The sequence below is a fragment of the Enterococcus sp. DIV0546 genome (assembly GCF_051712785.1).
GTDB classification, from domain to species: Bacteria; Bacillota; Bacilli; order Lactobacillales; family Enterococcaceae; genus Enterococcus; species Enterococcus faecalis.
On the sequence record NZ_JBIOPO010000001.1, the window covers coordinates 1,519,932 to 1,543,860 of the forward strand.

General features: G+C 38.1%; 26 protein-coding genes. 5 read left to right on the forward strand and 21 right to left on the reverse strand.

Features of this window, described 5'->3' with window-relative positions:
* Window positions 1-102 precede the first annotated feature (102 nt).
* From phoU to IGJ24_RS07520, 13 genes are all read right to left on the reverse strand, one after another.
* Window positions 103-780, reverse strand: coding sequence for a phosphate signaling complex protein PhoU (phoU, locus tag IGJ24_RS07460; RefSeq protein WP_002357304.1), 678 nt, complete (start codon window positions 778-780; stop codon window positions 103-105).
* Between the two features lie 14 nt (window positions 781-794).
* Window positions 795-1,553 carry a phosphate ABC transporter ATP-binding protein PstB gene (pstB, locus tag IGJ24_RS07465; protein ID WP_002357303.1) on the reverse strand — a complete coding sequence of 253 codons (759 nt, stop codon included), beginning with the start codon at window positions 1,551-1,553 and terminating at the stop codon, window positions 795-797.
* Window positions 1,554-1,563: 10 nt separating this feature from the next.
* On the reverse strand, window positions 1,564-2,373 hold the full coding sequence (pstB, locus tag IGJ24_RS07470; protein WP_002357302.1) for a phosphate ABC transporter ATP-binding protein PstB: 810 nt from the start codon (window positions 2,371-2,373) through the stop codon (window positions 1,564-1,566).
* Between the two features lie 16 nt (window positions 2,374-2,389).
* A complete protein-coding gene (gene pstA / locus IGJ24_RS07475; RefSeq protein ID WP_002357300.1) occupies window positions 2,390-3,274 on the reverse strand; it encodes a phosphate ABC transporter permease PstA in 885 nt (294 codons plus the stop codon).
* The gene (gene pstC / locus IGJ24_RS07480; RefSeq protein WP_002357299.1) at window positions 3,274-4,194 is read right to left on the reverse strand and encodes a phosphate ABC transporter permease subunit PstC; all 921 of its coding nucleotides are present in this window, start codon (window positions 4,192-4,194) and stop codon (window positions 3,274-3,276) included. The genes pstA and pstC overlap by 1 nt, the downstream gene beginning before the upstream one ends.
* Before the next feature lie 122 nt (window positions 4,195-4,316).
* On the reverse strand, window positions 4,317-5,171 hold the full coding sequence (locus IGJ24_RS07485; protein ID WP_002357298.1) for a phosphate ABC transporter substrate-binding protein PstS: 855 nt from the start codon (window positions 5,169-5,171) through the stop codon (window positions 4,317-4,319).
* 175 nt (window positions 5,172-5,346) lie between these two features.
* Entirely contained in the window at window positions 5,347-6,231 is an 885-nt protein-coding gene (gene ftsX, locus IGJ24_RS07490) for a permease-like cell division protein FtsX (protein ID WP_002364071.1), read from the reverse strand.
* Complete coding sequence (gene ftsE, locus IGJ24_RS07495; protein WP_002361935.1) at window positions 6,224-6,910, reverse strand: cell division ATP-binding protein FtsE; 687 nt, start codon at window positions 6,908-6,910, stop codon at window positions 6,224-6,226. The genes ftsX and ftsE overlap by 8 nt, the downstream gene beginning before the upstream one ends.
* A 105-nt stretch (window positions 6,911-7,015) precedes the next feature.
* A protein-coding gene (gene prfB, locus IGJ24_RS07500; RefSeq protein ID WP_111997025.1) for a peptide chain release factor 2 occupies window positions 7,016-8,117 on the reverse strand; the annotation gives its coding sequence in 2 pieces (ribosomal slippage) (window positions 7,016-8,044 and window positions 8,046-8,117; 1,101 coding nt in all).
* A gap of 76 nt (window positions 8,118-8,193) precedes the next feature.
* Window positions 8,194-10,731, reverse strand: a complete 2,538-nt coding sequence (gene secA / locus IGJ24_RS07505; protein WP_289865430.1) for a preprotein translocase subunit SecA — start codon at window positions 10,729-10,731, stop codon at window positions 8,194-8,196.
* A gap of 255 nt (window positions 10,732-10,986) precedes the next feature.
* Complete coding sequence (gene hpf, locus IGJ24_RS07510; protein ID WP_002357293.1) at window positions 10,987-11,538, reverse strand: ribosome hibernation-promoting factor, HPF/YfiA family; 552 nt, start codon at window positions 11,536-11,538, stop codon at window positions 10,987-10,989.
* Between the two features lie 138 nt (window positions 11,539-11,676).
* Window positions 11,677-12,363 carry a ComF family protein gene (locus IGJ24_RS07515; protein ID WP_002361937.1) on the reverse strand — a complete coding sequence of 229 codons (687 nt, stop codon included), beginning with the start codon at window positions 12,361-12,363 and terminating at the stop codon, window positions 11,677-11,679.
* On the reverse strand, window positions 12,353-13,669 hold the full coding sequence (locus IGJ24_RS07520; protein ID WP_289865429.1) for a DEAD/DEAH box helicase: 1,317 nt from the start codon (window positions 13,667-13,669) through the stop codon (window positions 12,353-12,355). Before IGJ24_RS07520 ends, IGJ24_RS07515 begins: the two co-directional genes overlap by 11 nt.
* Before the next feature lie 273 nt (window positions 13,670-13,942).
* On the opposite strand from IGJ24_RS07520, the gene IGJ24_RS07525 reads away from it, so the two are divergent.
* Entirely contained in the window at window positions 13,943-14,659 is a 717-nt protein-coding gene (locus tag IGJ24_RS07525; RefSeq protein ID WP_289865428.1) for an AAA family ATPase, read from the forward strand.
* 326 nt (window positions 14,660-14,985) lie between these two features.
* On the opposite strand, the gene IGJ24_RS07530 is transcribed toward IGJ24_RS07525, so the two are convergent.
* Window positions 14,986-15,321, reverse strand: coding sequence for a PTS sugar transporter subunit IIB (locus IGJ24_RS07530; protein WP_002360150.1), 336 nt, complete (start codon window positions 15,319-15,321; stop codon window positions 14,986-14,988).
* A 121-nt stretch (window positions 15,322-15,442) separates the two neighbouring features.
* Window positions 15,443-15,730, reverse strand: a complete 288-nt coding sequence (locus IGJ24_RS07535; protein ID WP_002357286.1) for a DUF7662 domain-containing protein — start codon at window positions 15,728-15,730, stop codon at window positions 15,443-15,445.
* Between the two features lie 141 nt (window positions 15,731-15,871).
* On the opposite strand from IGJ24_RS07535, the gene IGJ24_RS07540 reads away from it, so the two are divergent.
* The 4 genes from IGJ24_RS07540 (at window position 15,872) to IGJ24_RS07555 (ending at window position 18,272) form a co-directional block, all read left to right on the forward strand.
* The gene (locus IGJ24_RS07540; protein WP_002366803.1) at window positions 15,872-16,534 is read left to right on the forward strand and encodes a YigZ family protein; all 663 of its coding nucleotides are present in this window, start codon (window positions 15,872-15,874) and stop codon (window positions 16,532-16,534) included.
* On the forward strand, window positions 16,524-16,757 hold the full coding sequence (locus IGJ24_RS07545; RefSeq protein ID WP_002357284.1) for a DUF2829 domain-containing protein: 234 nt from the start codon (window positions 16,524-16,526) through the stop codon (window positions 16,755-16,757). Before IGJ24_RS07540 ends, IGJ24_RS07545 begins: the two co-directional genes overlap by 11 nt.
* 62 nt (window positions 16,758-16,819) lie before the next feature.
* Window positions 16,820-17,605, forward strand: a complete 786-nt coding sequence (locus tag IGJ24_RS07550) for a 3-oxoacyl-ACP reductase (RefSeq protein WP_016616315.1) — start codon at window positions 16,820-16,822, stop codon at window positions 17,603-17,605.
* A 145-nt stretch (window positions 17,606-17,750) separates the two neighbouring features.
* Entirely contained in the window at window positions 17,751-18,272 is a 522-nt protein-coding gene (locus IGJ24_RS07555) for a QueT transporter family protein (RefSeq protein ID WP_129194016.1), read from the forward strand.
* 39 nt (window positions 18,273-18,311) lie between these two features.
* Here the strand turns inward: IGJ24_RS07555 and IGJ24_RS07560 are convergent, their stop codons facing one another.
* The 6 genes from IGJ24_RS07560 to purM all read right to left on the reverse strand — a co-directional run bounded on the left by IGJ24_RS07560 (window position 18,312) and on the right by purM (window position 23,929).
* Entirely contained in the window at window positions 18,312-19,046 is a 735-nt protein-coding gene (locus IGJ24_RS07560) for a TIM44-like domain-containing protein (RefSeq protein ID WP_002360146.1), read from the reverse strand.
* 20 nt (window positions 19,047-19,066) lie between these two features.
* The gene (locus tag IGJ24_RS07565) at window positions 19,067-19,396 is read right to left on the reverse strand and encodes a DUF1648 domain-containing protein (protein WP_002360145.1); all 330 of its coding nucleotides are present in this window, start codon (window positions 19,394-19,396) and stop codon (window positions 19,067-19,069) included.
* 128 nt (window positions 19,397-19,524) lie between these two features.
* Entirely contained in the window at window positions 19,525-20,772 is a 1,248-nt protein-coding gene (gene purD, locus IGJ24_RS07570) for a phosphoribosylamine--glycine ligase (RefSeq protein WP_289865427.1), read from the reverse strand.
* 18 nt (window positions 20,773-20,790) lie between these two features.
* A complete protein-coding gene (gene purH / locus IGJ24_RS07575; RefSeq protein ID WP_424273927.1) occupies window positions 20,791-22,377 on the reverse strand; it encodes a bifunctional phosphoribosylaminoimidazolecarboxamide formyltransferase/IMP cyclohydrolase in 1,587 nt (528 codons plus the stop codon).
* Complete coding sequence (gene purN / locus IGJ24_RS07580; RefSeq protein ID WP_289865425.1) at window positions 22,329-22,901, reverse strand: phosphoribosylglycinamide formyltransferase; 573 nt, start codon at window positions 22,899-22,901, stop codon at window positions 22,329-22,331. The genes purH and purN overlap by 49 nt, the downstream gene beginning before the upstream one ends.
* Complete coding sequence (purM, locus tag IGJ24_RS07585) at window positions 22,898-23,929, reverse strand: phosphoribosylformylglycinamidine cyclo-ligase (protein WP_129194020.1); 1,032 nt, start codon at window positions 23,927-23,929, stop codon at window positions 22,898-22,900. The genes purN and purM overlap by 4 nt, the downstream gene beginning before the upstream one ends.

Genomic DNA, 23,929 nt, shown 5'->3' on the forward strand with positions numbered 1-23,929 from the left:
TCATTAGTAAGGACTAGTTTTATAAAATCAGTTCATTTTACGCTAAAAAAACTAGGAATTGGTCTAAAAAAGGCCGTCTCCTAGTTTTTTTATTTGTTTTTCTTAAAATTGTTCGTCACGATTACTATTCAATTCGGTAATTTTACCAGTTGCCAAGTAAACAATCCACTCACAAATATTTGTGACATAGTCGCCAATTCTTTCCAAGTATTGTGCCACATGTAGATAATCAGTTCCGCTAATGACCGTTTCTGGATTAGCTTTCATTGCTTCTACGGCATGTTTGTAAATACTATCGAAATATTCATTAGTACGATCATCCATTTGTGCAATCATTCGTGCATCTTTTTGATCCGTTTTAACATAGGCGATTAAAACATTATCCACCATTTTTTTCACATAATCAGACATATCTGAAATTTCTTTTTCGATTTCAGGAATACGTGTTTCTCCTTTTAAGCGAATCGTTGATTTAGCAATTGAAACGGCATGGTCCGCCATTCTTTCTAAATCCGAACTAGCTTTCATAACAGTGATAATCATACGTAAGTCTGTTGTCACTGGTTGTTGTAACGCAATCATTTCAAAACTCTTTTTCTCAAGTTTGACTTCCATATCATTGATTTCAATATCGCGATCAATCACTTCTTGAGCTAATTTTTTATCATGATTAATATATGCCTTCACGGATTTATGGACGGCACTACTAACCATCATACCCATTTCATAAAATTGATTGTGCAGATTCAATAGTTCTTCTTCAAATTGTGTCCGTAACATTCTTTTTCCCCCTTTTAACCAAATTTACCAGAAATGTAATCTTCTGTTTGTTTTTCTTTTGGATTTAAAAATACTTTTTTCGTGTCATTAAATTCAATTAAATCACCTTGTAAAAAGAAGGCCGTTTTATCAGAAATCCGTGATGCTTGTGACATATTATGTGTCACCATAATCATGGTATATTTCTCTTTTAATGTTAACAGCATGTTTTCAATTTTACCACTAGAAACTGGGTCCAAGGCGCTAGTTGGTTCATCTAATAAAATAATATCTGGTTCCACAGCTAAAACACGAGCGATACAAACCCGCTGTTGTTGTCCACCAGAAAGTGAAAGTGCACTTTTGTGAAGTTTATCTTTGACATCCTCCCAAACGGCAGCTGCTTTCAAACTGGTTTCAACTGCTTCATCTAAAACTTGCTTGTCTTTGACTCCTTTTAGGCGCAAGCCATAAATCACATTTTCATAAACTGAAAATGGAAATGGATTAGGTTGTTGGAAAACCATCCCAATTTCTTTACGTAATTCAACGTTATCTGTTTTCGGTCCATAAATATCTTTTCCTTTATATACAACACTTCCAGTAATTGTTACGTCTGGGATTAAATCATTCATACGATTCAAGCAACGTAAATACGTTGATTTCCCGCAACCAGAAGGACCAATCATGGCAGTTAATTCTCCTTGATTAAAAGTTAAATCAATGCCTTTCAATGCTTCTTTTTTCCCGTAATATAAATGTAAATCTTTTGATGAAATAATTTCTTTGCCCATCTTGCTCCTCCTAACCAAAATGTCCTGAAACGTAGTCTTCCGTTGCTTGAATTTTTGGTCGTGTAAAGATTTTTCTTGTATGGTCGTATTCAATGACTTTGCCCATATAGAAGAAAGCTGTATAGTCACTAATCCGCGCCGCTTGTTGCATGTTATGTGTCACAATGATGATAGTGTAATCATCTTTTAAATTCACTAACGTTTCTTCAACCGTTCCTGTTGAAATCGGATCTAACGCGCTTGCCGGTTCATCTAACAATAAAATATCTGGTTTCATCGCAATTGCCCGAGCGATACACAAACGTTGTTGTTGCCCACCAGACAGAGCTAAGGCGCTTTTGTTTAAGTTATCTTTCACTTGATCCCAAAGTGCGGCTTGCTTCAAACTTGTTTCAACGATTTCATCTAATTTTTTCTTATCCTTTTCGCCATGCTGTTTCAACGCGAATGTGATATTTTCATAGATAGATTTACTAAATGGATTGGGCCGCTGAAAAACCATGCCAATGCGTTTTCTCATTTCGTAGACGTCAACTTCTTTCGTATTGACATCGACATCTTTATACATAATTTTTCCAGTAACACGTGAATTGGCAATGCCATCGTTCATACGATTTAGCGAACGTAAATACGTGGATTTACCGCAACCAGAAGGTCCAATTAAGGCGGTTATTTTGTTCTTTTCAAATTGTAAATCAACACCTTTGATAGCTTCATTGTCCCCGTAAAAGACATGTAAGTCTTCCGTGTGTAACGCAATCGGGTCTTTTTGGCTATCTAGTTGAAGTAAATGGGTATCATTTAAATTGTATTCTTTCATGCTAATTCCCCTAACATTAAGCTGATGTCATTCTCTTATAAAGACGGTTGCCGATAAAACGAGCGCCGAAATTGAAAAGTAAAACTACTAAAATTAACACAGCGGAGGCACCTGCTGAGACCGCAGCGCCATCTGGCATCGTTCCTTCGGTATTAATTTTCCAAATATGCACAGCCAACGTTTCCGCTTGACGGAAAATGCTAATTGGACTTGAAACGCTCAATGGATTCCAATTACTGAAATCTAAGGCAGGTGCGCTTTGTCCTGCTGTATAAATTAACGCAGCGGCTTCACCGAAAATCCGACCAGAACTCAAAATAACACCTGTCAAAATTCCTGGTAATGCTTCTGGCAAAATAACTTTTTTAACTGTTTCCCAACGTGAAAGACCTAAGGCTAACCCCGCTTCACGCTGTGTATAATGAATGGCTTTCAAAGATTCCTCAACATTTCTAGTCAATAATGGTAAGTTAAAAAATGTTAATGCTAACGCACCTGATAAGATTGAAAAGCCATATCCGATTTGTACAACGAAAATCAAGAAGCCGAACAGCCCAACAACAACGGAAGGCAATGAACTTAAAATTTCAATCGAGGTACGAATTAAATCAGTTAACCAATTCTTTTTCGCATATTCCGATAAGTAAATTCCAGCACCCAATGAAATTGGAATACTAATAATCATTGTAATCAATAGTAAATATAGTGAGTTAAACAGCTGAATACCAATCCCACCACCAACTTGATAGGCTCTGGATGGTTGTGTTAAAAATTCCCACGAAATATGTGGAATTCCTCTAGCTAAAATGTAAATCAGTAAGGCCGCCAAAATTAAAACAATGACGCCAGATACGGCATATAAGATACCTGTTGCGATTTTATCTGCTTTTTTTGCATTCATTATTTTAAGGCTCCTCTCTTACCGATAATTCGGATAACAATGTTGAATAGTAAAGACATCAACAATAGAATCAAAGCTAAAGACCAAAGAACGTTGTTTTCAACTGTTCCCATAATCGTATTCCCAATCCCCATTGTCAAAATACTTGTTAGTGTCGAAGCTGGTGTTGTTAAACTAGTTGGCATCACAGCTGCATTTCCGATTACCATTTGGATTGCTAAGGCTTCACCAAACGCACGAGCCATACCAAAGACAACCGCAGTTAAAATACCAGGCACAGCTGCCCGCAAGACAACTTTATAAATCGTTTGCCAACGCGTAGCACCAAGCGCCAACGACGCTTCACGATAATGTCGAGGCACAGCTTTTAATGCATCTACGGTCATCGTAGTAACCGTTGGTAAAATCATAACAAATAGCACAAACGTACCAGCTAAAATACCGAAGCCAGTTCCGCCAAAGATTGAACGGACAAAAGGAACAATGACAGATAAACCAATAAATCCATAAACAACAGAGGGAATCCCTACAAGTAATTCAATAACTGGTTGTAAAAATTTCGCTCCTTTTTTAGGTGAAATTTCTGTCATAAAAACAGCCGCTCCAATCGCAAATGGCGTCGCAACAATCGCTGACAAAAACGTTACAATAAAGGAACCCGCAATCATTGGTAAAGCCCCAACCATGGGTTTACCGTCTGCGCCGATATCACTTGGGTTCCAGTTTGTTCCAAATAAGAAATCAAACACGTTAATCTTATCTTTAAAGAATGTAGCAAGTCCTTTACTTGCAACAAAATAGAAAATTGAAACAACCACTGCTACAATTAAGGCAATACATAGGAAACTAATAAATTTCCCTCGTTGCTCCATCTTGGCTCTTTTCGATTTTGTTAATAATTTTTTCTGTACATCTTCCAAGAATATTTCCTCCTCAAACAATCCAACTTTTACAGATAAAAATAGTGTACCTTTTTTACATCAATTTGTTTTTAATAACATGTAAATTTTATGTTAAGTTTGTAAATTTTGTGTTAAGAGAATTATTTAATGACATTTCCTTGCCAATCCCGTTCAATTTCCATTTTCGAAACAGGAATATACCCTAATTGACCAATCACACGTTCTTGGATATCATCTGACAACATAAAGTCTAAAAACTCTTTGGTTAAATCACTTGGATTTTTACGGGTGTACATGTGTTCATAAGACCAAATAATCCATTTATTGTTCATTACATTTTCATCTGTTGGCTGAACACCATCAATGCTTAACGTAGCTACTTCATCAGTAACATATGAAAATGCGGTATAACTAATCGCTCCTGGTGTATCAGAAACAATGGAACGAACCATGCCGCTGGAATCTTGTTCTTGCGCACGAATGGCTGTTTTATCTCCCAAGACCCATTTTTCAAAAGTCGCACGCGTACCACTACCGGCCGCTCTGTTCAAAATAACAATTTTTTGGTCTTTCCCGCCAAGTTCTTTCCAGTTTGTTACTTCACCTAAAAAGATTTTCTTTAAATTTTCCATTGAGATATCTTTGACACCGACATTTTTGTTAACGATTGGTGTAATCCCAACGACAGCAACTTTATGATCAATTAAGTCTTCCGCTTTGATGCCCTTTTTCTCTTCTGCAAATAAATCAGAATTACCAATGTCTACCGCACCAGATTGGACTTGACTCAGACCTGTTCCGCTTCCGCCACCTTGGACATTAATAAATCTTCCCGGATTTTGGCTTTGATATTCCTCACTCGCTGTCTCTACTAATGGTTGTAAAGCTGATGAGCCTACCGCTGTGATGGATTCACCACGATCAATCCATTTTGCACATCCTGTCAAAGTAAGTATACTTGCCAAACCAATAAATAATAGCAATCTTTTTTTCATCGATTCATTATTCCTCCAATTAATTTCAATCTATTCTATTTTACCATTATATGTAGGACTTGAAAATTATAAGTTATCAATTTGTTGGTACAACTGAGAAAACTCTTAAATTAAATAACAAGTATTTTAAAACTAAAACAAAAAAAGCTCTCCAAAATGGAGAGCTTTTTTTCGTTTAAATTTTCAAGAAACGACGCATTGAAATAACTGAACCTAGTGATCCAATAATCATTCCTGTTGCAATCATTAATAGATTGACTTTCCAGATAAAATCTTCTGGACGAATTAATGAATAATTCGAGCGCAATAACTGCGGATTGAACATGTTATAAACTTGATGGTAGCCTAACGTCATAATGATGACTGGCACGATTGCGCCAATCAAGCCAATCCAGGCACCTTCTAAGAAAAACGGCCAACGAATGAAACTGTTTTTCGCTCCTACAAGACGCATAATTTGGATTTCTTTTTGACGAGATAAAATCGTAATCCGAATGGTATTGGAAATTAAGAACACTGCAACGAATAAAAGTAATGCAGCAGCTGCTAGGCCCCAAGTTCGAACGGTTTGAGCGATTTTAAAGATTTTGTCTGAGTTTACACCACCGTAATCGGCTTTAAAAACACTTGGGAATTTAGCTGCTTGTTTCGCAATATCTTTCGTGTCTTCTGGTGTTTTCGCACGGACATAATACACATCGTATAATGGGTTACTGTCGCCTTCGAAAAGATTCCAAGCATCCCCCATTTGTTCTTGGATTTTTTTCAATTGTTGATCTTTGTTTGAATAAGAAATATCTTCAACATTGTCTAATCCTTTAAGTTGTTTTTCTAATGTTTTCATTTCATTTTGTTTTGTACCAATATCGACAAAAACTGACACTGTCACGTTTTTTTCGATATCATCAGCAAGTTTCGTTGCATTAAAAATAACGCCCATAAAAATACCAACTAAAACTAATGTAATTGTAACCGCACTTGCTGAGGCAACAGTCATCCAACCGTTCCGTTTTAAACTTTTGATACTTTCAAATAAATGAGAAAAGAATGTTCTAATCATCGTAGCCGTATTCTCCTTCCACTTGGTCACGGATAATGCGACCATTTTCAATGGCAATAACACGGTGACGAATCGTATTTACAATTGTACTATTATGCGTTGCCATCACGACTGTTGTTCCTTGTGCGTTAATCCGGTCCAACAATTTCATGATTTCCCATGAATTCTCTGGATCTAAGTTCCCAGTTGGTTCATCGGCAATTAAAACTTTCGGTGTATTTACGATTGCTCGTGCAATGGATACCCGTTGCTGTTCCCCACCAGAAAGTTCACTTGGAAAAACACGTACCTTATGTTTTAGACCGACTAAATCTAAAACTTCCATCACGCGTTTTTTGATTTCGCGAGGACGTCGTCCGATAACTTGCATCGCATAGGCCACATTCTCATACACAGTTTTCTTCGGTAATAGTTTATAGTCTTGGAAAACGATGCCGATTTCACGACGTAAATAAGGAACTTCTTTATTTTTTATTTTCATTAAATCATGACCTGCAACTGTCAAATTACCTTTTGTTGCTTTTTCTTCACGATACATTAATCTAATAAAGGTTGATTTCCCTGCACCTGAGGGACCAACCACATAGACGAACTCGCCTTGGTCAATCTCTACTGAAATATTCCGAATCGCTGTTGTACCATTCGAATATTTCTTCATTACATCTTTCATTTCAATCATGGCGTTCTCTCCATCTCTTTTTTCTTCAATCCTACTCATTATAACATGTCAATATTGCAAACTTCTTGCATTAAGTTACATTTTTATTTCAATTTAATGAAGAGCTTAACTTAAGCGCTGTTTTAAGTAGGCATCAATGAAACCATCAAGGTCTCCATCCATCACAGCTTGTACATTGCCGGTTTCGTAATTTGTCCGATGGTCTTTGACCATTGAATACGGATGGAACACGTAAGAACGGATTTGTGAGCCCCAGCCAATTTCCATTTGTTCACCACGTAAACTTGCTGCTTCTTGGGCTTTCTTTTCCATTTCCAATTGATATAATTTGGCTTTTAACATACTCATTGCTTGCTCACGGTTTTTTAATTGAGAACGTTGTGCTTGGCTTGCGACAACGGTGCCTGTTGGAATATGTGTGATTCGAACAGCCGATTCTGTTTTATTAATATGCTGACCACCGGCACCACTTGCTCGATAGGTATCAATTTTTAAGTCATCTGGATTGATCGCAATCTCTATTGTATCGTCTAATTCAGGCATTACGTCAACTGAACAAAACGAAGTATGACGGCGTTTGGCGGAATCAAAGGGCGAAATCCGCACAAGACGATGGACACCTTTTTCAGATTTTAGGTAGCCATAAGCATTGTAACCTTTGATTAATAAGGTGACACTTTTAATCCCTGCTTCATCTCCAGCTTGGTAATCCAACGTTTCAACTTGGAAACCGTGACTTTCTGCCCAACGTGTGTACATTCGTAAAAGCATACTTCCCCAATCTTGTGATTCAGTACCACCGGCACCAGGGTGTAATTCAATTAGGGCGTTATTATGATCATATGGCTCATTTAGTAGTAAGGATAGCTCATACGTTGTTAAACGTTCTTGCAAGAGATGAATTCTTTCTTCCAATTCTTCTTGAATCTCTGCATCATATTCTTCTTGTTGTAATTCAAACATCACCGTTAATTCGTCAAGTTCCTCAGAGAGCTGATGAAATTGTTGATATTTTTCTTTCAAACTATTGGTTTCGTTAATTAGCTTTTGAGCCGTTTCTGTGTTGTCCCAAAAACCAGGTTCTCCCATCCGATTTTCCGCCTCGGCAATGTCTTCTTCTAACTGGTCTAAGTCAAAGAGACCTCCTGAAGCTAGTAATTTTTTGTGTCATTTCGTCTAATAATGTACGAATTTCTGGGTTTTCCAAAATGATTCCTTCTTTCTCTTTATTGTAAAAAGAGCAAAGGCGGGACAAATTGCCCCACCCTGCGTTTTTTCTTTAATTAAGCGTTTCTTCCATGACAGTTTTTGAATTTTTTGCCACTTCCGCATGGGCATAAATCATTACGGCCCACTTTTTTATCTACACGCACAGGTTGACGCTTCGCACTTGTGTTGCTTTGTGCAGCTGCATCTTGTTCTGTTTCTGGATGTTCCGCTTGTCCTTGAGCTACTTGCTCACGTTGGACATTTTGGCGAATTTCCGATTTCATGAATAAACGTGTTACTTCATATTCGATTGAACCAACCATATTGTTATACATAGAATAACCTTCTGTTTGATATTCTACTAATGGGTTGTTTTGACCGTACGCACGTAAGCCGACAGATTGGCGTAATTGATCCATTGCATCAATGTGATCTGTCCATTTAGTATCGACAACACGCAAGATGACTACTTTTTCAAATTCTAGCAATTGTTCTTGGCCATTCAATTGTTGAGATTTTTCTTCAAATACTTCTTGCGCACGTGCCACTAAGTAGTCTTTGATTTCTTCAGCTGATTTATTTTCTAAATCTTTTTTAGAAATCGTATCTTCATGGACAAGTGTTGAGGCTGCAAAATCGACAATCCCATCTAAATTCCATTCTTCTTTTTCTAATTGTGTATGGCTATCCACCACTCGGCCAATCGTCCGTTTTACCATGCCCATCAATACATCAGACAAGTCATTTTCTTCCATAATTACTTCTTGTCGTTGCGCATAAATAACTTCACGTTGCTCGCGCATCACGTCATCGTATTGTAAGACATTTTTACGTGTATCATAGTTATTTCCTTCCACACGTTTTTGAGCAGATTCTACTTGGCGAGTAAACATTTTACTTTGAATAACTGCATCTTCTTCTTGCACATTCATTCGTTCTAAGAATGTTTTAATTCGTTCTGAACCAAAGCGTTTCATTAAGTCATCTTCTAAAGATAAATAAAATTGTGAAACCCCTGGATCCCCTTGACGTCCTGCACGTCCACGCAACTGATTATCAATACGACGTGACTCATGACGTTCTGTCCCGATAACCGCTAGACCACCTAGTTCAAGTACACCTAAACCAAGTTTAATATCCGTTCCACGACCAGCCATATTTGTTGCAATTGTAACTGCGCCTTTTTGACCGGCGTTCATAATGATTTCGGCTTCTTTAAAGTGATTTTTCGCATTTAATACTTCATGAGGAATTTTAGCTGCGTTTAATTTATCAGAAAGTAATTCTGACGTTTCTACCGCAACAGTCCCCACCAACACTGGTTGTCCTTTGTGGTAACGTTCTTTAATATCTTCCACCACTGCATTAAATTTACTTTCTAAGGTTGGATAAAGTAAATCTGGACGATCGTCACGGATAATTGGACGATTGGTTGGAATTTGAATGACTTGAATATTGTAAATTTCACGGAATTCTTCTTCTTCTGTTTTAGCAGTACCAGTCATCCCGGCTAGTTTTTTGTACATCCGGAAGTAGTTTTGGAACGTAATCGTCGCCATTGTTTTTGTTTCATCTTCAATTTCGACGCCTTCTTTTGCTTCAATCGCTTGATGCAAGCCATCAGAATAACGACGACCATCCATGATACGACCAGTAAATTGGTCAACAATTAAGACTTTATTGTCTTGAACCACGTAATCAATGTCTAGTAACATGATATAGTTTGCCCGTAACGCTTGATCTAAATGGTGCGTTAATGCTGTATTTTCAATATCGTAAAGGTTATCCAATCCAAAAGTTTGTTCCGCTTTTTCAATCCCTGCTTCTGTTAAACCAATTGTTTTAGACTGAATATCAATTTTGTAATCTTCGTCTTCTTTTAAGCGTTTGACAAAATTATCGGCACGCGTATAGAGTGCTGTCGATTTTTCAGCTTGTCCAGAAATAATTAATGGGGTTCTTGCTTCATCAATTAAGATTGAATCCACTTCATCGACAATTGCATAGTTTAATGGACGTTGAACCATTTGGCTGCGATAAACAACCATGTTATCACGCAAATAGTCAAATCCTAATTCGTTATTTGTACTATAAGTGATATCACAGTTATACGCTTCACGTTTTTCATCAGAAGATTTAGAGTTAATGTTTAAGCCAACGCTTAAGCCTAAGAAATTATATAATTCTCCCATTTCGTTAGAGTCACGGGTTGCTAAGTATTCATTAACTGTAACAACGTGTACTCCTTCGCCAGATAGTGCATTCAAGTATACAGGCATTGTGGCAGTCAAGGTTTTCCCTTCACCTGTTCTCATTTCAGGAATGTTCCCGTCATGAAGCACAATCCCACCCATTAATTGGACACGGTATGGGAATAAACCTAGTACTCGTTTAGCAGCTTCACGGACAACCGCAAACGCTTCTGGTAATAGTTCGTCTAAGGTTTCCCCTTTTTGATAACGGGCTTTAAATTCATCTGTTTTTTCACGTAAATGTTCATCGCTTAGTTGTTCCATTGCACTTGCATGTGCATCAATTTTATCGGCGATTTTTTCTAATCGTCTTAATTCTTTTTTATCGTTTTCAATCATTTTTTTCAAAAAATTTGCCATTGGTATCTGTGTTCCTTTCAATTACCTCTTTTTATTTTTGTATCCTTTTTGTACAAGAAGCACAATCTATCCGTTTTATTTTATCATTACTTGACGAGAAAGAAAACCATTTCTCTCTATTTTACAGACATTTTCCTTTAAAAGATGAACTTTTAAAGTTATTTTATGTATTTCTTTATTTTTTCTTTACTCCGTGCTTTAAAGATGTTTAAAGAGCTGAAATGCACGAAGGCATTTCAGCTCTTATTTTAAGCTTTAGTCTGTTTCAATCAAGCCATATTTGCCATCTTTACGACGGTAAACAATGCTTGTTCCATTTGTTTCAGCATCTTCAAAAATAAAGAAGTTGTGTCCTAACATGTTCATTTGTAAAACAGCTTCTTCACTGTCCATCGGTTTTAATGATAGACGTTTTGTACGAACGATGTCTAATTCTGAAGGTGTTTCTTCTGTTTCTTCACCAACTAAGAAGACAGCGGCTTTTGTATTGTTACGTCCTGTTTCACGAGATTTTCTGTTGATTTTTGTTTTAAATTTACGAATTTGTCGTTCTAATTTATCGACAACCAAATCAATACTTGCGTATAAATCAGGTGACGTTTCTTCAGCTCGTAAAACTAGATAAGGAAGAGGAATAGTAACCTCGACTTTGGCTGTTTTTTCAGTGTACACTTTCAAATTCACGTGAACCGTTGCTTCAGGTGAATCGCTGAAATATCTTTCTAATTTACCGACTTTTTTCTCAACATAGTCTCGAATCGCTTCGGTTACCTCGATATTTTCTCCACGTACATTATATCTAAACATAACAATTACCCCTTTCATCTACCAGTAAAGAAAAGATTAAAGGACCACTCTTTAATTCCCTTCTTCTTAATTTCATTATATCGAATAATCTGGGTTTTGCCAACAAAATAGTTATCAAATTTATGAATTCTTTTCTTTTTACCGCGCGAGAGTAAACGTATTCAAACTTTTAGGATAACAGTCATTGATAACAGCAGCTGCGTGGAAAAGAGTTCGTCCAGTGGTATAGATGTCATCCACCAAAATAACAGAACAATTTTTTAATTTTTTTTGGTTTTCTTTTTGGATGGCAAATGGTTGTTGCAACTGCATCCTTTCCTTTCTAGTTTTTTTAGATTGCGGAACATTTTCCTCTTTTCTAATTAAAAAAGGGCTGTACGGAACATCAGCCGCTTCTAGTAAGCCAATTACTTGGTTGAAGCCTCGTTCTTGCATTCGTTTTTCGGATAAGGGCACCGGAATAATATAGTCCGCAGATTGTTGCTGAAAGTAAAAGTTGATTTCCTCGTTAAAACACATTCTTAAGCGATAGTCTCCTTGAAATTTATAGCGTTCCATCCACTCTTGCATTCCTTCATCATAATGAAACAACGCTGCATTATGAAAAGAATACTCTGGATAAAGCAGCTGCCACCTTTGACAATCAAAACAATAGCGCTCTTGGCTGACGCGACTACAGCCAAAACAAGTGCCTGTCATTGGCAGTTTCTGGAACTTTGCTTGGCAGTGCTGGCAAAGTGAAGGCCTCGCCCATTTTTTAAAACGTAAGAGCATTTTTAATGTTATCTCCAAACGAATGGGGCTTGCGCAATTTTTACAATCCATCTAACATCCCTTGTTTGCTAGCCAAGCGATTCATTTGCTTTATTTGCCGAATTGCCTCTTTCATGTCTCTTGTTTCCCCATCATGTAAAAATAAAACTTCGCCGTAATTGAATTCTTGTCTTCGATCGACTCGGCCTGCAATTTGGACAAGTGTTGAAGAAGTGAAGACTCGATGATTGGCACCATAAACAATAACTGAGACTGCATCAAAAGTCACACCACGTTCTAAAATGGTTGTAGTGATCAAAATATCCGTTTTCTGCTGACGCATTGCTTGAACTTTTTCTAGGCGAAGCTCATCACTACCATAAACAGCGACAACTTCCTTGTCGGAAAATCGCTCAGCTATTAATGCATGCAATTGATGAATTAATGAAATGCTTGGGCAAAATAGTAAAACTGAATTACGCACCAATAAACGTTTCAAATGATGTGCAATGATTTTAATATTTTTGGTAGAAATACGTTGCCACGACTGAACCCAAAATCGGCGTGGCACAGGTAATGGCCTACGATGATATCTTGCTGGCAAAATACTGGCCGCTAACTTCTTTTGCTGTAAAAGCTTCCGTAATTCTTTCGTAGGGGTTGCTGTTAAGTACACCAAACTACTTCTTTTTTTTCGTGCGTTACGCACTCCATAATAAAGATGCTCGTTATTAACAAAAGGAAAAGAGTCGACTTCATCAACGATAAGTAAATCAAACGCTTGATGGAATTTCAATAATTGATGGGTGGTGCAAATCACTAGTTTCGTATAACGATACGCTTCTTGACTGTTTCCATGAAGTAAAGCAATTGCTTCGTGAGGAAAAACCGCTTGGATTCTGGGAAACAGTTCTAAGCAAACATCGACACGCGGCGAAGCCAGCGCAATTCGTCCCCCTTCTTGTAAGGTTTGGTGCAAAACAGCAAATAACATTTCTGTTTTACCTGCACCTGTAACTGCCCACACTAAGCGATTCTCCCTTATTTTTACCGTCTCACAAAGTTCAACTGAGATCGCTTGCTGTCCCTTTGTTAATTGTCCAGACCACTCAAAAAAGACAGTTCTTGGGCTATTGGGCCTTTCTGGTAAATGACAAAATTTTTGACAAGAAGTCACACGGCCTAATTGAATGCACGCATGACAGTAGTATACATTTGTCGCCAGTCTGTTTTCTTTTTTGGATACGACTTCCCCGCACCGCTGACATTGAATTGTTAGGGGTGAACGCTCTAACATTGTTGGTAAATAAACCAGTTTTGTCTGTATTGAAGGTTCTGTTTCTTCAAGAATTATTTTACGTCCATGCAAATCTTCCATGTTAACCACCTCAATTATAAAATACGCATTTCTCTAGCTTTTTTTGCGAAAAAGGAGATCTCCCACCGTTATCTTTCTATTCTTATCTAGTCGTTACCTACTAAACAAACTCTTGATACGCTTTATTGTTTACACGAATCTTCTACTTTCGACTTACCTATATGCAGCTTTTTTATAAACAAATTTATCTACCTTTAAAGAAAAATTAATGTTAAAGTATATCTAGTAATCCAAGCTTTAATTTGAAAAGACTAGAAAGGAGCAAGCTTTATCATGGAAAATATTTTTTTAAAAAGACTAGAATTCAAAGCTTTTGAAGAAGCTTCTGTTTTTTCAAAAATTGAAGGGCTGAATAAATTTAATTCACTAAATTTTAAAAAACCTATTACTTTTTTTTCAGGTGAAAATGGAACTGGAAAATCCACTTTATTAGAAGCAATCGCAGTCAACTGGGGATTTAATCCTGAAGGCGGTAGTATTAATTTTAATTTCTCTACAAACGATACTCACTTGGATTTACATAATTATTTAACTGTTGGAAAAAGTGTAGAACGTGCTACGGATGGTTTCTTTTTAAGAGCTGAAAGTTTCTACAATGTTGCTACATATGCAGAAAATATAGACTTAGATTTTTCTGAATACGGCGATAAATCCCTACATCATCAATCACACGGCGAAAGTTTTTTGAATCTGGTGAACCATCGGTTTAGAGGAAATGGTCTGTACCTGTTAGATGAACCTGAAGCGGCTCTCTCACCTCAACGCCAACTAGCCTTAATGATATCTATAAAAAAACTAATTGATGAGGGGTCTCAGTTTATTATTGTCTCTCATTCACCTATATTACTTGCAATGCCTGACTCACAAATTATTTCTTTTGATAAAGATAGTCCTTTAGAAATCACGTATGAAGAAAGTATGCCTTATGAAATAACCTCATTATTTTTAAACAACAAAAACAGAATTCTCTCTCATTTATTTGCTGAATAAGTCTGTTATTCGAATTGCTTATGCCATACTATAATGACTCGTATATAAAAATATTGTTAATCATTCTTTGAATTACTACTTTTAGACTACGGAAAAAGGCGTTTATTATTCAGAAAATAGATTGTTAAGTATGCTTTTTTAGTATCTAGATTAAAGTAAAAAATTAAAGACAGTTATCTTTCTCTAGCTCACAGGACTAATTTCGGCTCTATAATTTATGGAACTGATAAACCAGAATGACTGCCTCAGCTCAATTCCAATTAACTAAAATCATAAAAAAAGACAAGTTGCTTTTTCGAAGATTCTCGAAAAAACAACTTGTTTTTTTACTCTTTTTTATCTGCTTGTGCTAACAAACCCAAGGCTTGTTCCAACACTTTTTCCCCGTTCATTAAGCCGTAATCAGACATGCTAATGACATCTGTTGGGATACCTTTTGGTGATAGACGCTTTTCAAAATCACTCTTCATATAACGAACTTGTGGACCTAACAATAACACATCGACTGGATTATTTTCTAAATTTGTTTCTGCTTCCGATGCAGAAGCCGCAAATATATGGGCATCTAAGCCTTGATTAAATGCTGCTTTTTGCATTTTTGTAACAAGTAAACTAGTACTCATTCCTGCAGAGCAAACTAACATAATTGTTTTTTTTGACATTTTAACAGCCCCTTTTACCATTGCCTTTTTCAATTTTCAACATTATCTATTAAAAATATTATAGTGTAAAGTTAATTTTTGTCAATCATTCTTGTTTTTTTAAAGCGGATACAATCTTGGTTTAAACGTACCATGCTGATTTCAGTAATTTATTAAATACCACATATTCTTTTTCCAAATTCACTTGAACTACTTGGTAACTCGCATTCAACCAACCATAAGCGCCTTTTTCTGGATGCTTATAATCGTTTGCCCACCAATCGACATCTGTCTTAGCAGTTTTTGGTAAACCAGAATGAGGAAATAACAATTCATCAAACTGGGTAAAGGTCAAGGTAACTTGGGAACCGCCATTCGTTTTCAAATAATGAGTAATTGTATCATATTTTTTCTGTCGTGTATGTACCATTTTCCAGCGCCTCCCTTTTCTCTATCATACCTTATTATAACGTTTTTTTCCAAAAATCTCACAAAAAAGATGAGAGAAAAAGTTGCTATTCAGTTGATTCTTTTTTATACTGACTTTATTACGAGAGAAAAGGATGCCCATATGTTAGAAAGCTATATTACAGTCAAACAAGATGGTTTCAGCGAGATTGAAATCAAGAAATCGCGGTTTATCTGTTCTGTAAAGCGCGTAACATCAGAAGAAGAAGCAAAAGCCTTTATCGCCGCAATAAAAAAAGAACATTGGAAAGCCAATCATAATTGTAGTGCTTTTGTGATCGGCGAAAAAAATGACATTCAGCGGAGCAGCGATGACGGCGAACCTAGTGGCACTGCTGGTGTTCCAATGCTGGAAGTCTTAAAGAAAAAAGAGTTAATCAACGTAGTGGCTGTTGTCACTCGTTATTTTGGCGGAATAAAATTAGGCACTGGTGGTTTAATCCGAGCATATAGTCATGCTCTTTCCCACACTTTAGATGAAATTGGTTTAGTCATTGGCAAATTGCAACAAGAACTATTGATTACGATCGCCTATCCTTTATTAGGAAAAGCCCAAGCCTTTTTGGAACATAGTCCCTACACGCTTAAAGAAACTATTTACACAGAGTCTATTCAGTTAATTTGTTTAGTAGATGAACAAGCAACAGAAACATTTATAGCTGAAATGACGGATCTACTTAACGGTCAGTTGACAATTGAAAAAGGCACAACGAGCTATCACGAACTACCATTTAACGAAAAAGGAGCACAATCAAATGACATTTGAAGAAGTATTGCCACAGATTAAAGCAGGAAAAAAAGCCGTACGTAAAGGCTGGAGCGGTTTTGAACTTTTTATTGAATTACGTGATGAAATTGGCACCTCCGAAGGTGAATTTTTACAAGTTACCCCGTATTTTTTAATCAAAACTTCTGATGAAGGCTACAGCATGTTTTCACCAACACCTTGTGATGTCTTAGCAGAAGATTGGGTGATTGTTGAAGCATAATTATACACATAAGGTCTGGCAGATTACGGCGATTGCTCGTTCTTCCAGACCTTAATTTTTAAATGTTTAAAGGAGTTTTTCTTATGCCAAAAGAATTTGAAACAAAACGGGTGCTTGTAACCGGTGCAGCTTCAGGGATTGGCCAAGCACAAGCAATTGCCTTTGCTGAGCAAGGTGCTGAAGTTATTGGCATCGACCTAGACGAAACGGGGTTAAAACAGACAGCCGCACTGGTTAACCCAGATTCTACTAAGCCATTTACTTATTTTGTCGGTGATGTGTCTTCTCCCTCATTTGTGCAAGCCACGATGAAACAAATTGTGAAAAACAACGGCCAAATTGATATTTTATTAAATACGGCAGGTATTTTAGATGATTATCGTCCTTCTCTAGAAACTTCGGAAGCTTTATGGGATCAAATTTTAGCAACCAATTTAAAAAGTGTCTTTTTAGTGACCAATGCCATATTACCTTATTTCCTCCAACAAAAAAAAGGAGTAATCGTTAATATGGCATCTATCGCCGGCTTAGTAGCTGGGGGCGGCGGCGCAGCGTACACTGCCTCCAAACACGCAATCATCGGGTATACAAAACAACTTTCCTACGATTATGCCAAATTAGGCATTCGAGCAAATGCGATTGCGCCAGGTGCCATCCAAACACCCATGAACGCAGCTGATTTTGCAGGAGAAGGTGAAATGGCTACTTGGGTAGCACGTGAAACACCCGCGGGCCGTTGGGCACAGCCACAAGAGGTAGCAAAACTTTCATTATTTCTAGCTAGTGATGACGCTGATTATATCCATGGCACAGTTATGACCATTGATGGTGGTTGGACCATGAAATAAAAAGACTTTACAGAGTGTCTGTTCTTCAGTAACATGTAACACAGTGAGGCAACTCACACCATAACACTTCAGTTGGCTTTGCTGCCCTTCCTTTGGTTATGGTTATCACTAAAACACGTCGTTGTTTTATAAAGGAGAATCTCAAATGAATCATTCATCAAATCCACAAACCAGTACGTGGTCAGCTACGGCTTTGGCTAAAATGGCGCTGGTTACCGCTTTGTATGTCGTTGTCACTGTATTTCTCGCTCCGCTTAGTTTTGGTCCGATACAGCTTCGTCTTGCCGAATTATTTAATTATTTAGGCGTTTTTAACAAGCGATATATCTGGTCCATTACGTTAGGGGTTGCAATTGCCAACACCGCTTCGCCTCTTGGTATCATCGATATAGTCATCGGTAGCGCTGGGACGTGTGCAGTCTTATGGATTGCCTATTTTGCGACAAAAAATCAGCAAAATTTATTGATTAAACTAATGCTGGCGGCCATTCTTTTTGCTTTGTCCATGTTCACTGTCGCCGGACCCTTAACGTTCTTTTATCAGTTACCTTTTTGGTACACATGGTTGACCGTTGGACTTGGTGAACTTCTTTCAATGACAGTCGGCGGTATCCTGATTTACGTATTAAATAAAAAAATACAGCTTGTAAAACGCATCGAAGAATAAAAAAGCGCTTGGGATTTAAACCCCAAGCGCTTTTTAGCACTATCCTTTAGGTTGAATGAAGTCTGCTTGCCATTTTCCAAGGGATGGATTGTAATCAAAATACCAAAGTTGTGAAAAATATTGTTTTTGATGCTTGTATCCTGATAAAACACGACCGCTTTGAGTATCTTCCTCGTAGTCAATACAAGAAAAATGAAGCATCAGTGAAAAACTGGTTTCACTAATAGGATGATAATTCGAAGCTGGCGCTACTTTCACTTTTTTTACATGATTTCTGATGCCCGCTTGTTGATTTGCTTGTAATACTGCAAAATGTTTTTGATAAAGTTTTTCTGTATAGTTATCTTTGACTACAGACAAGTTTTCTTGATCCCACGCTTGTTGTATTTCTAAAAACGTTTGTTGTATTTCTTTTAAGAGTGCCTTTTTTTCTTTTGATGTTCCAGGTAATGCTGCCCACATTTCTTGAAAAGCACCTTCATCGACTGGTTGATTTCTACGGCGTCTTTGCCAAATCATCGCGCCCCCAAAAAGAACAAAAAACACTGTTGAAATTAAGCCTTCCAGTGGCGTTGTGTTGCTGGTCCCAGTCTCGTTATGATGAACATAACTTCTTGATCCATCACCGCTTGGCGAAAAACCATTCGAGGGATTACCTCCGCTAGGACTTTCTACACGTCCACCGCCATAGCCACCAGCTACAGCCGCCGCTTGATTAGGCCATAAACAAAAGGCCATGACACAGCCCACAAAAACCAAAATTAGCTTTCTCATTTTCTCACCTTTCGCCCCCTTCAAACCAACAAATGAATAAATAGACGCAGAATACTAAACAAAGCGCCAAGATTAACAATGATTAAGAACACCTTCAGCCATCCACCGTATGGTTGTACTGATTGATAACTTCGTTGATAAATACTCAAGCCAAACAGGACCGCTGGCCACATAAATATACTATATCTTGGGCCAAACGAATTACCCTCGCCCCAAAAATTCACATGAATGGGCACATGAGCTGGTAAATCAGGATAAACCACCGCACTTAATAACAGTAAACTGACTGCCAAGACACTTGTAACAATAAATAACCCCTGACTAACTTTTTCAATCTGCTTCTCTCTCATTATCTTAGCTTTCTCCTCTAGTTTAATGATGGATATACTTTCAGTTTATGCCTCCCTATCTGAATTTGCAATAAAAAAAAGACAAGGAAACATTCGATTAAATGTCCTTGCCTCTGTTTTTGAAAATCCTAAATCAAGCCTTTCACACCTATATCTTTTCGGTAGTACATTCCAGGAAATGAGTAATTATCCAATGTTTGATAAACTTTTTTGCGGGCTTCTTCAAGAGTCGAAGCAGTTGCTTCTGCTAAAAAGATTCGTCCGCCAGCCGAAACCAGAGCCTGTTCTGAACGAGTTACCCCTGCATAATAGATGGTTTCACCAGACATTTCGGGCAATGGTAGATTTGTCTTGTATTGATTAGGATAGCCTTCTGCAGCTACAACAACACCAACACTCGCTAACTCATTCCATGCAATCGTTGGTTGCTCTTTCACCAGCAATGAAGAAATTATTTCTGAAAGGGGACTCTCTAAACGCGCCAACACAACTTGTGTTTCTGGATCCCCAAATCGAGCATTAAATTCAATAACCTTGGGGCCAGTTGCTGTTTGGATTAAACCAGCATATAAAATCCCTTGAAACGGACGTTTTTCAGCCACCATTCCTTTAGCAGTCGGTTTCAGGACTTGGCTAATGGCTTGCTGAACCGCTTCTTCTGGAATCTGAGGCACTGGTGTGTAAGCACCCATCCCCCCTGTATTCGGACCAGCATCCCCATCGAAAATCCGCTTATGATCTTGAGCAATCACCATCGGATATACCTTCTCATTAGAAACAAAAGCCATTAAGGAAAATTCTTCTCCTTGCAAAAATTCTTCGATTACGACCGTTTGACCGCTTGCTCCAAATTGTTGGTCCTCCATCATCGCAACTAGCGCCAGTTTTGCGGCTGCTTTTGTTTCGGCAACTACTACTCCTTTTCCAGCTGCCAAACCATCTGCCTTAATAACAATTGGTACTCCTTGCTGTTCAATATATTCTAAGGCAGGTGCCAAACGTTGAAAGACCCGATATTCTGCCGTTGGAATCTGGTATTTTTGCATAAAATCTTTCGCAAAACTTTTTGAACCTTCAATTATTGCAGCTGCTTTTGTCGGGCCAAAAATCAGTAATCCCGCTGCTTGAAAGGCATCTACAATCCCTTCAATTAATGGCGTTTCCGGTCCGACGAATGTCCAATCAATCTGATTATTCTTCGCAAATTGAATTAGTTCCGTTTGTTGCTCTTCACTGATAGGTACAGTCCGAATATTATCACCACTCATACCAGGATTACCTGGTGCACAATAAACAGTCTTGACTTTGTCTTCTTGCTGTAATTTTTTGGCGATTGCATGTTCACGACCACCACGCCCAATCACTAATATATTCATCGGTTTCTCCTTTAAAAATTAATGTTTGAAATGACGAGTCCCAGTAAAAATCATCGCAATACCATAATGATTCGCTAGATCGATTGATGCTTGGTCTTTAATGCTCCCGCCCGGCTGAATAATTGCTTGAATGCCATGTTGTGCAGCATATTCCACGCTATCTGCCATAGGGAAAAAGGCATCACTTGCTAAGACGGCCCCTTGTAATTTTCCAGCTGCTTGGGCTTGATCAACTGCAATTTTTACTGAACCAATTCGATTCATTTGACCAGCGCCAATCCCCACCGTTTGGCTTTCATTGGCTAAAACAATAGCGTTTGATTTTACATGCTTGACTGCTTTCCAAGCAAAGTTCAAGGCGTCTCTTTCGGCTGGTGTGGGTTGGCGCTCTGTAACTACTTGCCATGCTTGTTCATTTTCAACAACTGTATCTTGTTCTTGAATTAATAACCCACCCATAACAGAAACTAATTCCACCGCTTTTTTTTCTTGAGCATGAAAATCTAACGTTAACAAACGAAGATTCTTTTTCTGAGATAACAGTGCCAGAGCTTCTTCCTCAAAACTAGGCGCAATAATTATCTCTAAAAAGATTTGATGCATTTCAGCCGCAGTCGCTTGGTCCACTGGACGATTCAAAACGACGATGCCACCAAAAATTGAAACTGGATCTGCTTCAAATGCCTGACGATAAGCCGCCAAAATCGTTTTTCCTGTTCCAATTCCACATGGATTCATATGTTTAACAGCGACGACCGTAGGTTCTGTAAACTCGCTAGCAATCTGGAGTGCTGCATCAGCATCTCGAATATTGTTATATGACAGTTCTTTGCCATGAAGTTGTCGAGCGGAAGCAACGGATAATGATACAGGTACAACGGATTGATAAAAGGTGGCCTGTTGATGGCTATTTTCGCCATAGCGCAATGTTTGCTTACGTTCATAAGTAAGCGTCTGTTTCTCTGGTTCAGATTCACCCACTTGCGTCGTTAAATAGTCAGCGATAAGCGCGTCATAAGCAGCGGTATGACGAAAGACTTTTGCTGCTAATCTTTTTCTAGTGGCTAACTGGCTAGTTCCAGTGCTGCTAATTTCACTTAATACCTGTTCATAATCACTAGGATCAACCACTGCTGTTACGTCTTGATAATTTTTTGCCGCTGAACGTAACATGCTAGGACCGCCAATATCAATCATTTCAATTGCTTCTGTTTCAGAGATCGCTGGTTTTAAAATTGTTTCTTTAAATGGATAAAGATTCACTACTACAAGGTCAATAAAGTGAATGCCTTGTTCAGTCAGTGCTTTTTGATGCGCTTGGTTTCCCCTTTTTGCCAAAAGTCCGCCATGGATATTCGGATGTAACGTTTTGACACGGCCATCTAACATTTCTGGAAAGCCAGTGATGTCGTCAATAGCAAGTGTCGGTACCCCCGCTTCTTCCAAGACAGTCCTTGTTCCCCCAGTGGAGATAATTTCAAAGCCATTTGCAACTAAGCCTGCTGCAAATGTTGTCACTCCTGTTTTGTCTGAAACGCTAATCAATGCTCTTTTGGTCATTTCATTGTCTCCTTTACAATTTGTGAAATTATTTTTGGGTACCATTCGTGCTCAAGAGCATGAATTTTCTCTGCTAATGTGTCCAATGTATCTTCAGTATCAATCTTGGTTGTTGTTTGAAAAATAATCGGTCCTGTATCAACCCCAGAGTCAACATAATGGATAGTGATTCCTGTTATTTTCACTCCATAATGAAATGCCTCTTCAATTCCGTGAAGACCTTGAAAACTAGGTAACAGAGAAGGATGAATATTGACGATTCTCTTTGGATAAGCCTCCAGTAAAGTCTTGCCGATAATTCTCAAATAACCAGCTAACACGATTAAATCGATCTGATGCTCTTTTAAATGTTTCAATACTTGTTCTTCATACTGCCCACGAGATGGAAAATCAGATGGTGAAAAGCAAACAACGGGAATCTTGCGTTTTTGGGCACGGGTCAATACATAGGCTTCAGGCTGGTCACAAAAGACTAGGCTCAACTGCCCTGCAATTTTTTTCTGGGAAAAAGCTGCAGCAATCGCCTCAAAATTGCTACCATTGCCAGATGCAAAAACAGCTATCTTCATAAGGCTTCCTTAAAAATAACGGCTTTCGTTTTCCTAGGTACCAAACGACCAATTTCAAAAGCTTCTGGCAAAAGCTCCTGAACTTTTTCAACATGCTCTGGACTCACCGCTAAAATCATCCCTAAGCCCATATTGAAAATTTCATACATTTCTTCAGATGGAATTTCACCATATTTTTGAAGCAATTTAAAAATTGGTAGCACTGGCCAACTATTTAATTGAATCTCTGCAGCTAATGAAGAAGAAAACATTCTTGGTAGATTTTCTAAAAACCCGCCGCCAGTAATATGCGCAGCCCCATGCACGAGTCCTGCTTTTAACAATGGCAATAATTCCTTCACATAAATTTTTGTTGGTGTTAATAATTCTTCCCCTAACGTTTTGGGTGCCAATTCTGGAAGCTTGTCCGTTGTTTTAAACGAATGTTTCTTAAAAAAAACATTTCTTACTAAAGAGTAACCATTAGAATGAAGACCACTTGAAGGAAGACCAATCAAGAAATCGCCTTCTTTTACGTTACTTGGAGTCAAGAGTTGACTTTTCTCAGCAATACCCACGGCAAAACCAGCCACGTCATAAGCATCTGCTTCATACATATCAGGCATTTCAGCTGTTTCGCCCCCAATTAAGGCTGCATTCGCCTCACAACAGCCAGCCGCAACACCCGCAACAATTGCTTCAACTTTAGCTGGATTAACGGTCCCTAACGCTAAATAATCTAAAAAATATAACGGTTCGGCGCCTTGTGCGACGACATCATTTACACACATTGCTACACAATCAATTCCGATTGTCTCGTGTTTCTGTTCTTCAATTGCCAAGAGTAACTTTGTGCCTACGCCATCCGTTCCTGATACCAAAACTGGTTCTTTAAGCTTGTAACTACTTAAATCAAAACAACCACCAAAACCACCAAGCATGCCCAACGTTCCCGTCCGTTGTGTCTTTTGGCTATGCTTTTGAATTCGTTCCACTACTTCGTATCCTGCCTCAACATTTACGCCAGCTTTTGAATAGGCATTTTCCAT

Bases quoted from the DNA above. Each gene is read 5' to 3' on its own strand.
- phoU (WP_002357304.1), bottom strand. From the start codon at position 780: ATGTTACGGACACAATTTGAAGAAGAACTATTGAATCTGCACAATCAA.
- pstB (WP_002357303.1), bottom strand. From the start codon at position 1,553: ATGGGCAAAGAAATTATTTCATCAAAAGATTTACATTTATATTACGGG.
- pstB (WP_002357302.1), bottom strand. From the start codon at position 2,373: ATGAAAGAATACAATTTAAATGATACCCATTTACTTCAACTAGATAGC.
- pstA (WP_002357300.1), bottom strand. From the start codon at position 3,274: ATGAATGCAAAAAAAGCAGATAAAATCGCAACAGGTATCTTATATGCC.
- IGJ24_RS07485 (WP_002357298.1), bottom strand. From the start codon at position 5,171: ATGAAAAAAAGATTGCTATTATTTATTGGTTTGGCAAGTATACTTACT.
- ftsX (WP_002364071.1), bottom strand. From the start codon at position 6,231: ATGATTAGAACATTCTTTTCTCATTTATTTGAAAGTATCAAAAGTTTA.
- ftsE (WP_002361935.1), bottom strand. From the start codon at position 6,910: ATGATTGAAATGAAAGATGTAATGAAGAAATATTCGAATGGTACAACA.
- secA (WP_289865430.1), bottom strand. From the start codon at position 10,731: ATGGCAAATTTTTTGAAAAAAATGATTGAAAACGATAAAAAAGAATTA.
- hpf (WP_002357293.1), bottom strand. From the start codon at position 11,538: ATGTTTAGATATAATGTACGTGGAGAAAATATCGAGGTAACCGAAGCG.
- IGJ24_RS07515 (WP_002361937.1), bottom strand. From the start codon at position 12,363: ATGGATTGTAAAAATTGCGCAAGCCCCATTCGTTTGGAGATAACATTA.
- IGJ24_RS07520 (WP_289865429.1), bottom strand. From the start codon at position 13,669: ATGGAAGATTTGCATGGACGTAAAATAATTCTTGAAGAAACAGAACCT.
- IGJ24_RS07525 (WP_289865428.1), top strand. From the start codon at position 13,943: ATGGAAAATATTTTTTTAAAAAGACTAGAATTCAAAGCTTTTGAAGAA.
- IGJ24_RS07530 (WP_002360150.1), bottom strand. From the start codon at position 15,321: ATGTCAAAAAAAACAATTATGTTAGTTTGCTCTGCAGGAATGAGTACT.
- IGJ24_RS07535 (WP_002357286.1), bottom strand. From the start codon at position 15,730: ATGGTACATACACGACAGAAAAAATATGATACAATTACTCATTATTTG.
- IGJ24_RS07540 (WP_002366803.1), top strand. From the start codon at position 15,872: ATGTTAGAAAGCTATATTACAGTCAAACAAGATGGTTTCAGCGAGATT.
- IGJ24_RS07545 (WP_002357284.1), top strand. From the start codon at position 16,524: ATGACATTTGAAGAAGTATTGCCACAGATTAAAGCAGGAAAAAAAGCC.
- IGJ24_RS07550 (WP_016616315.1), top strand. From the start codon at position 16,820: ATGTTTAAAGGAGTTTTTCTTATGCCAAAAGAATTTGAAACAAAACGG.
- IGJ24_RS07555 (WP_129194016.1), top strand. From the start codon at position 17,751: ATGAATCATTCATCAAATCCACAAACCAGTACGTGGTCAGCTACGGCT.
- IGJ24_RS07560 (WP_002360146.1), bottom strand. From the start codon at position 19,046: ATGAGAAAGCTAATTTTGGTTTTTGTGGGCTGTGTCATGGCCTTTTGT.
- IGJ24_RS07565 (WP_002360145.1), bottom strand. From the start codon at position 19,396: ATGAGAGAGAAGCAGATTGAAAAAGTTAGTCAGGGGTTATTTATTGTT.
- purD (WP_289865427.1), bottom strand. From the start codon at position 20,772: ATGAATATATTAGTGATTGGGCGTGGTGGTCGTGAACATGCAATCGCC.
- purH (WP_424273927.1), bottom strand. From the start codon at position 22,377: ATGGTACCCAAAAATAATTTCACAAATTGTAAAGGAGACAATGAAATG.
- purN (WP_289865425.1), bottom strand. From the start codon at position 22,901: ATGAAGATAGCTGTTTTTGCATCTGGCAATGGTAGCAATTTTGAGGCG.
- purM (WP_129194020.1), bottom strand. From the start codon at position 23,929: ATGGAAAATGCCTATTCAAAAGCTGGCGTAAATGTTGAGGCAGGATAC.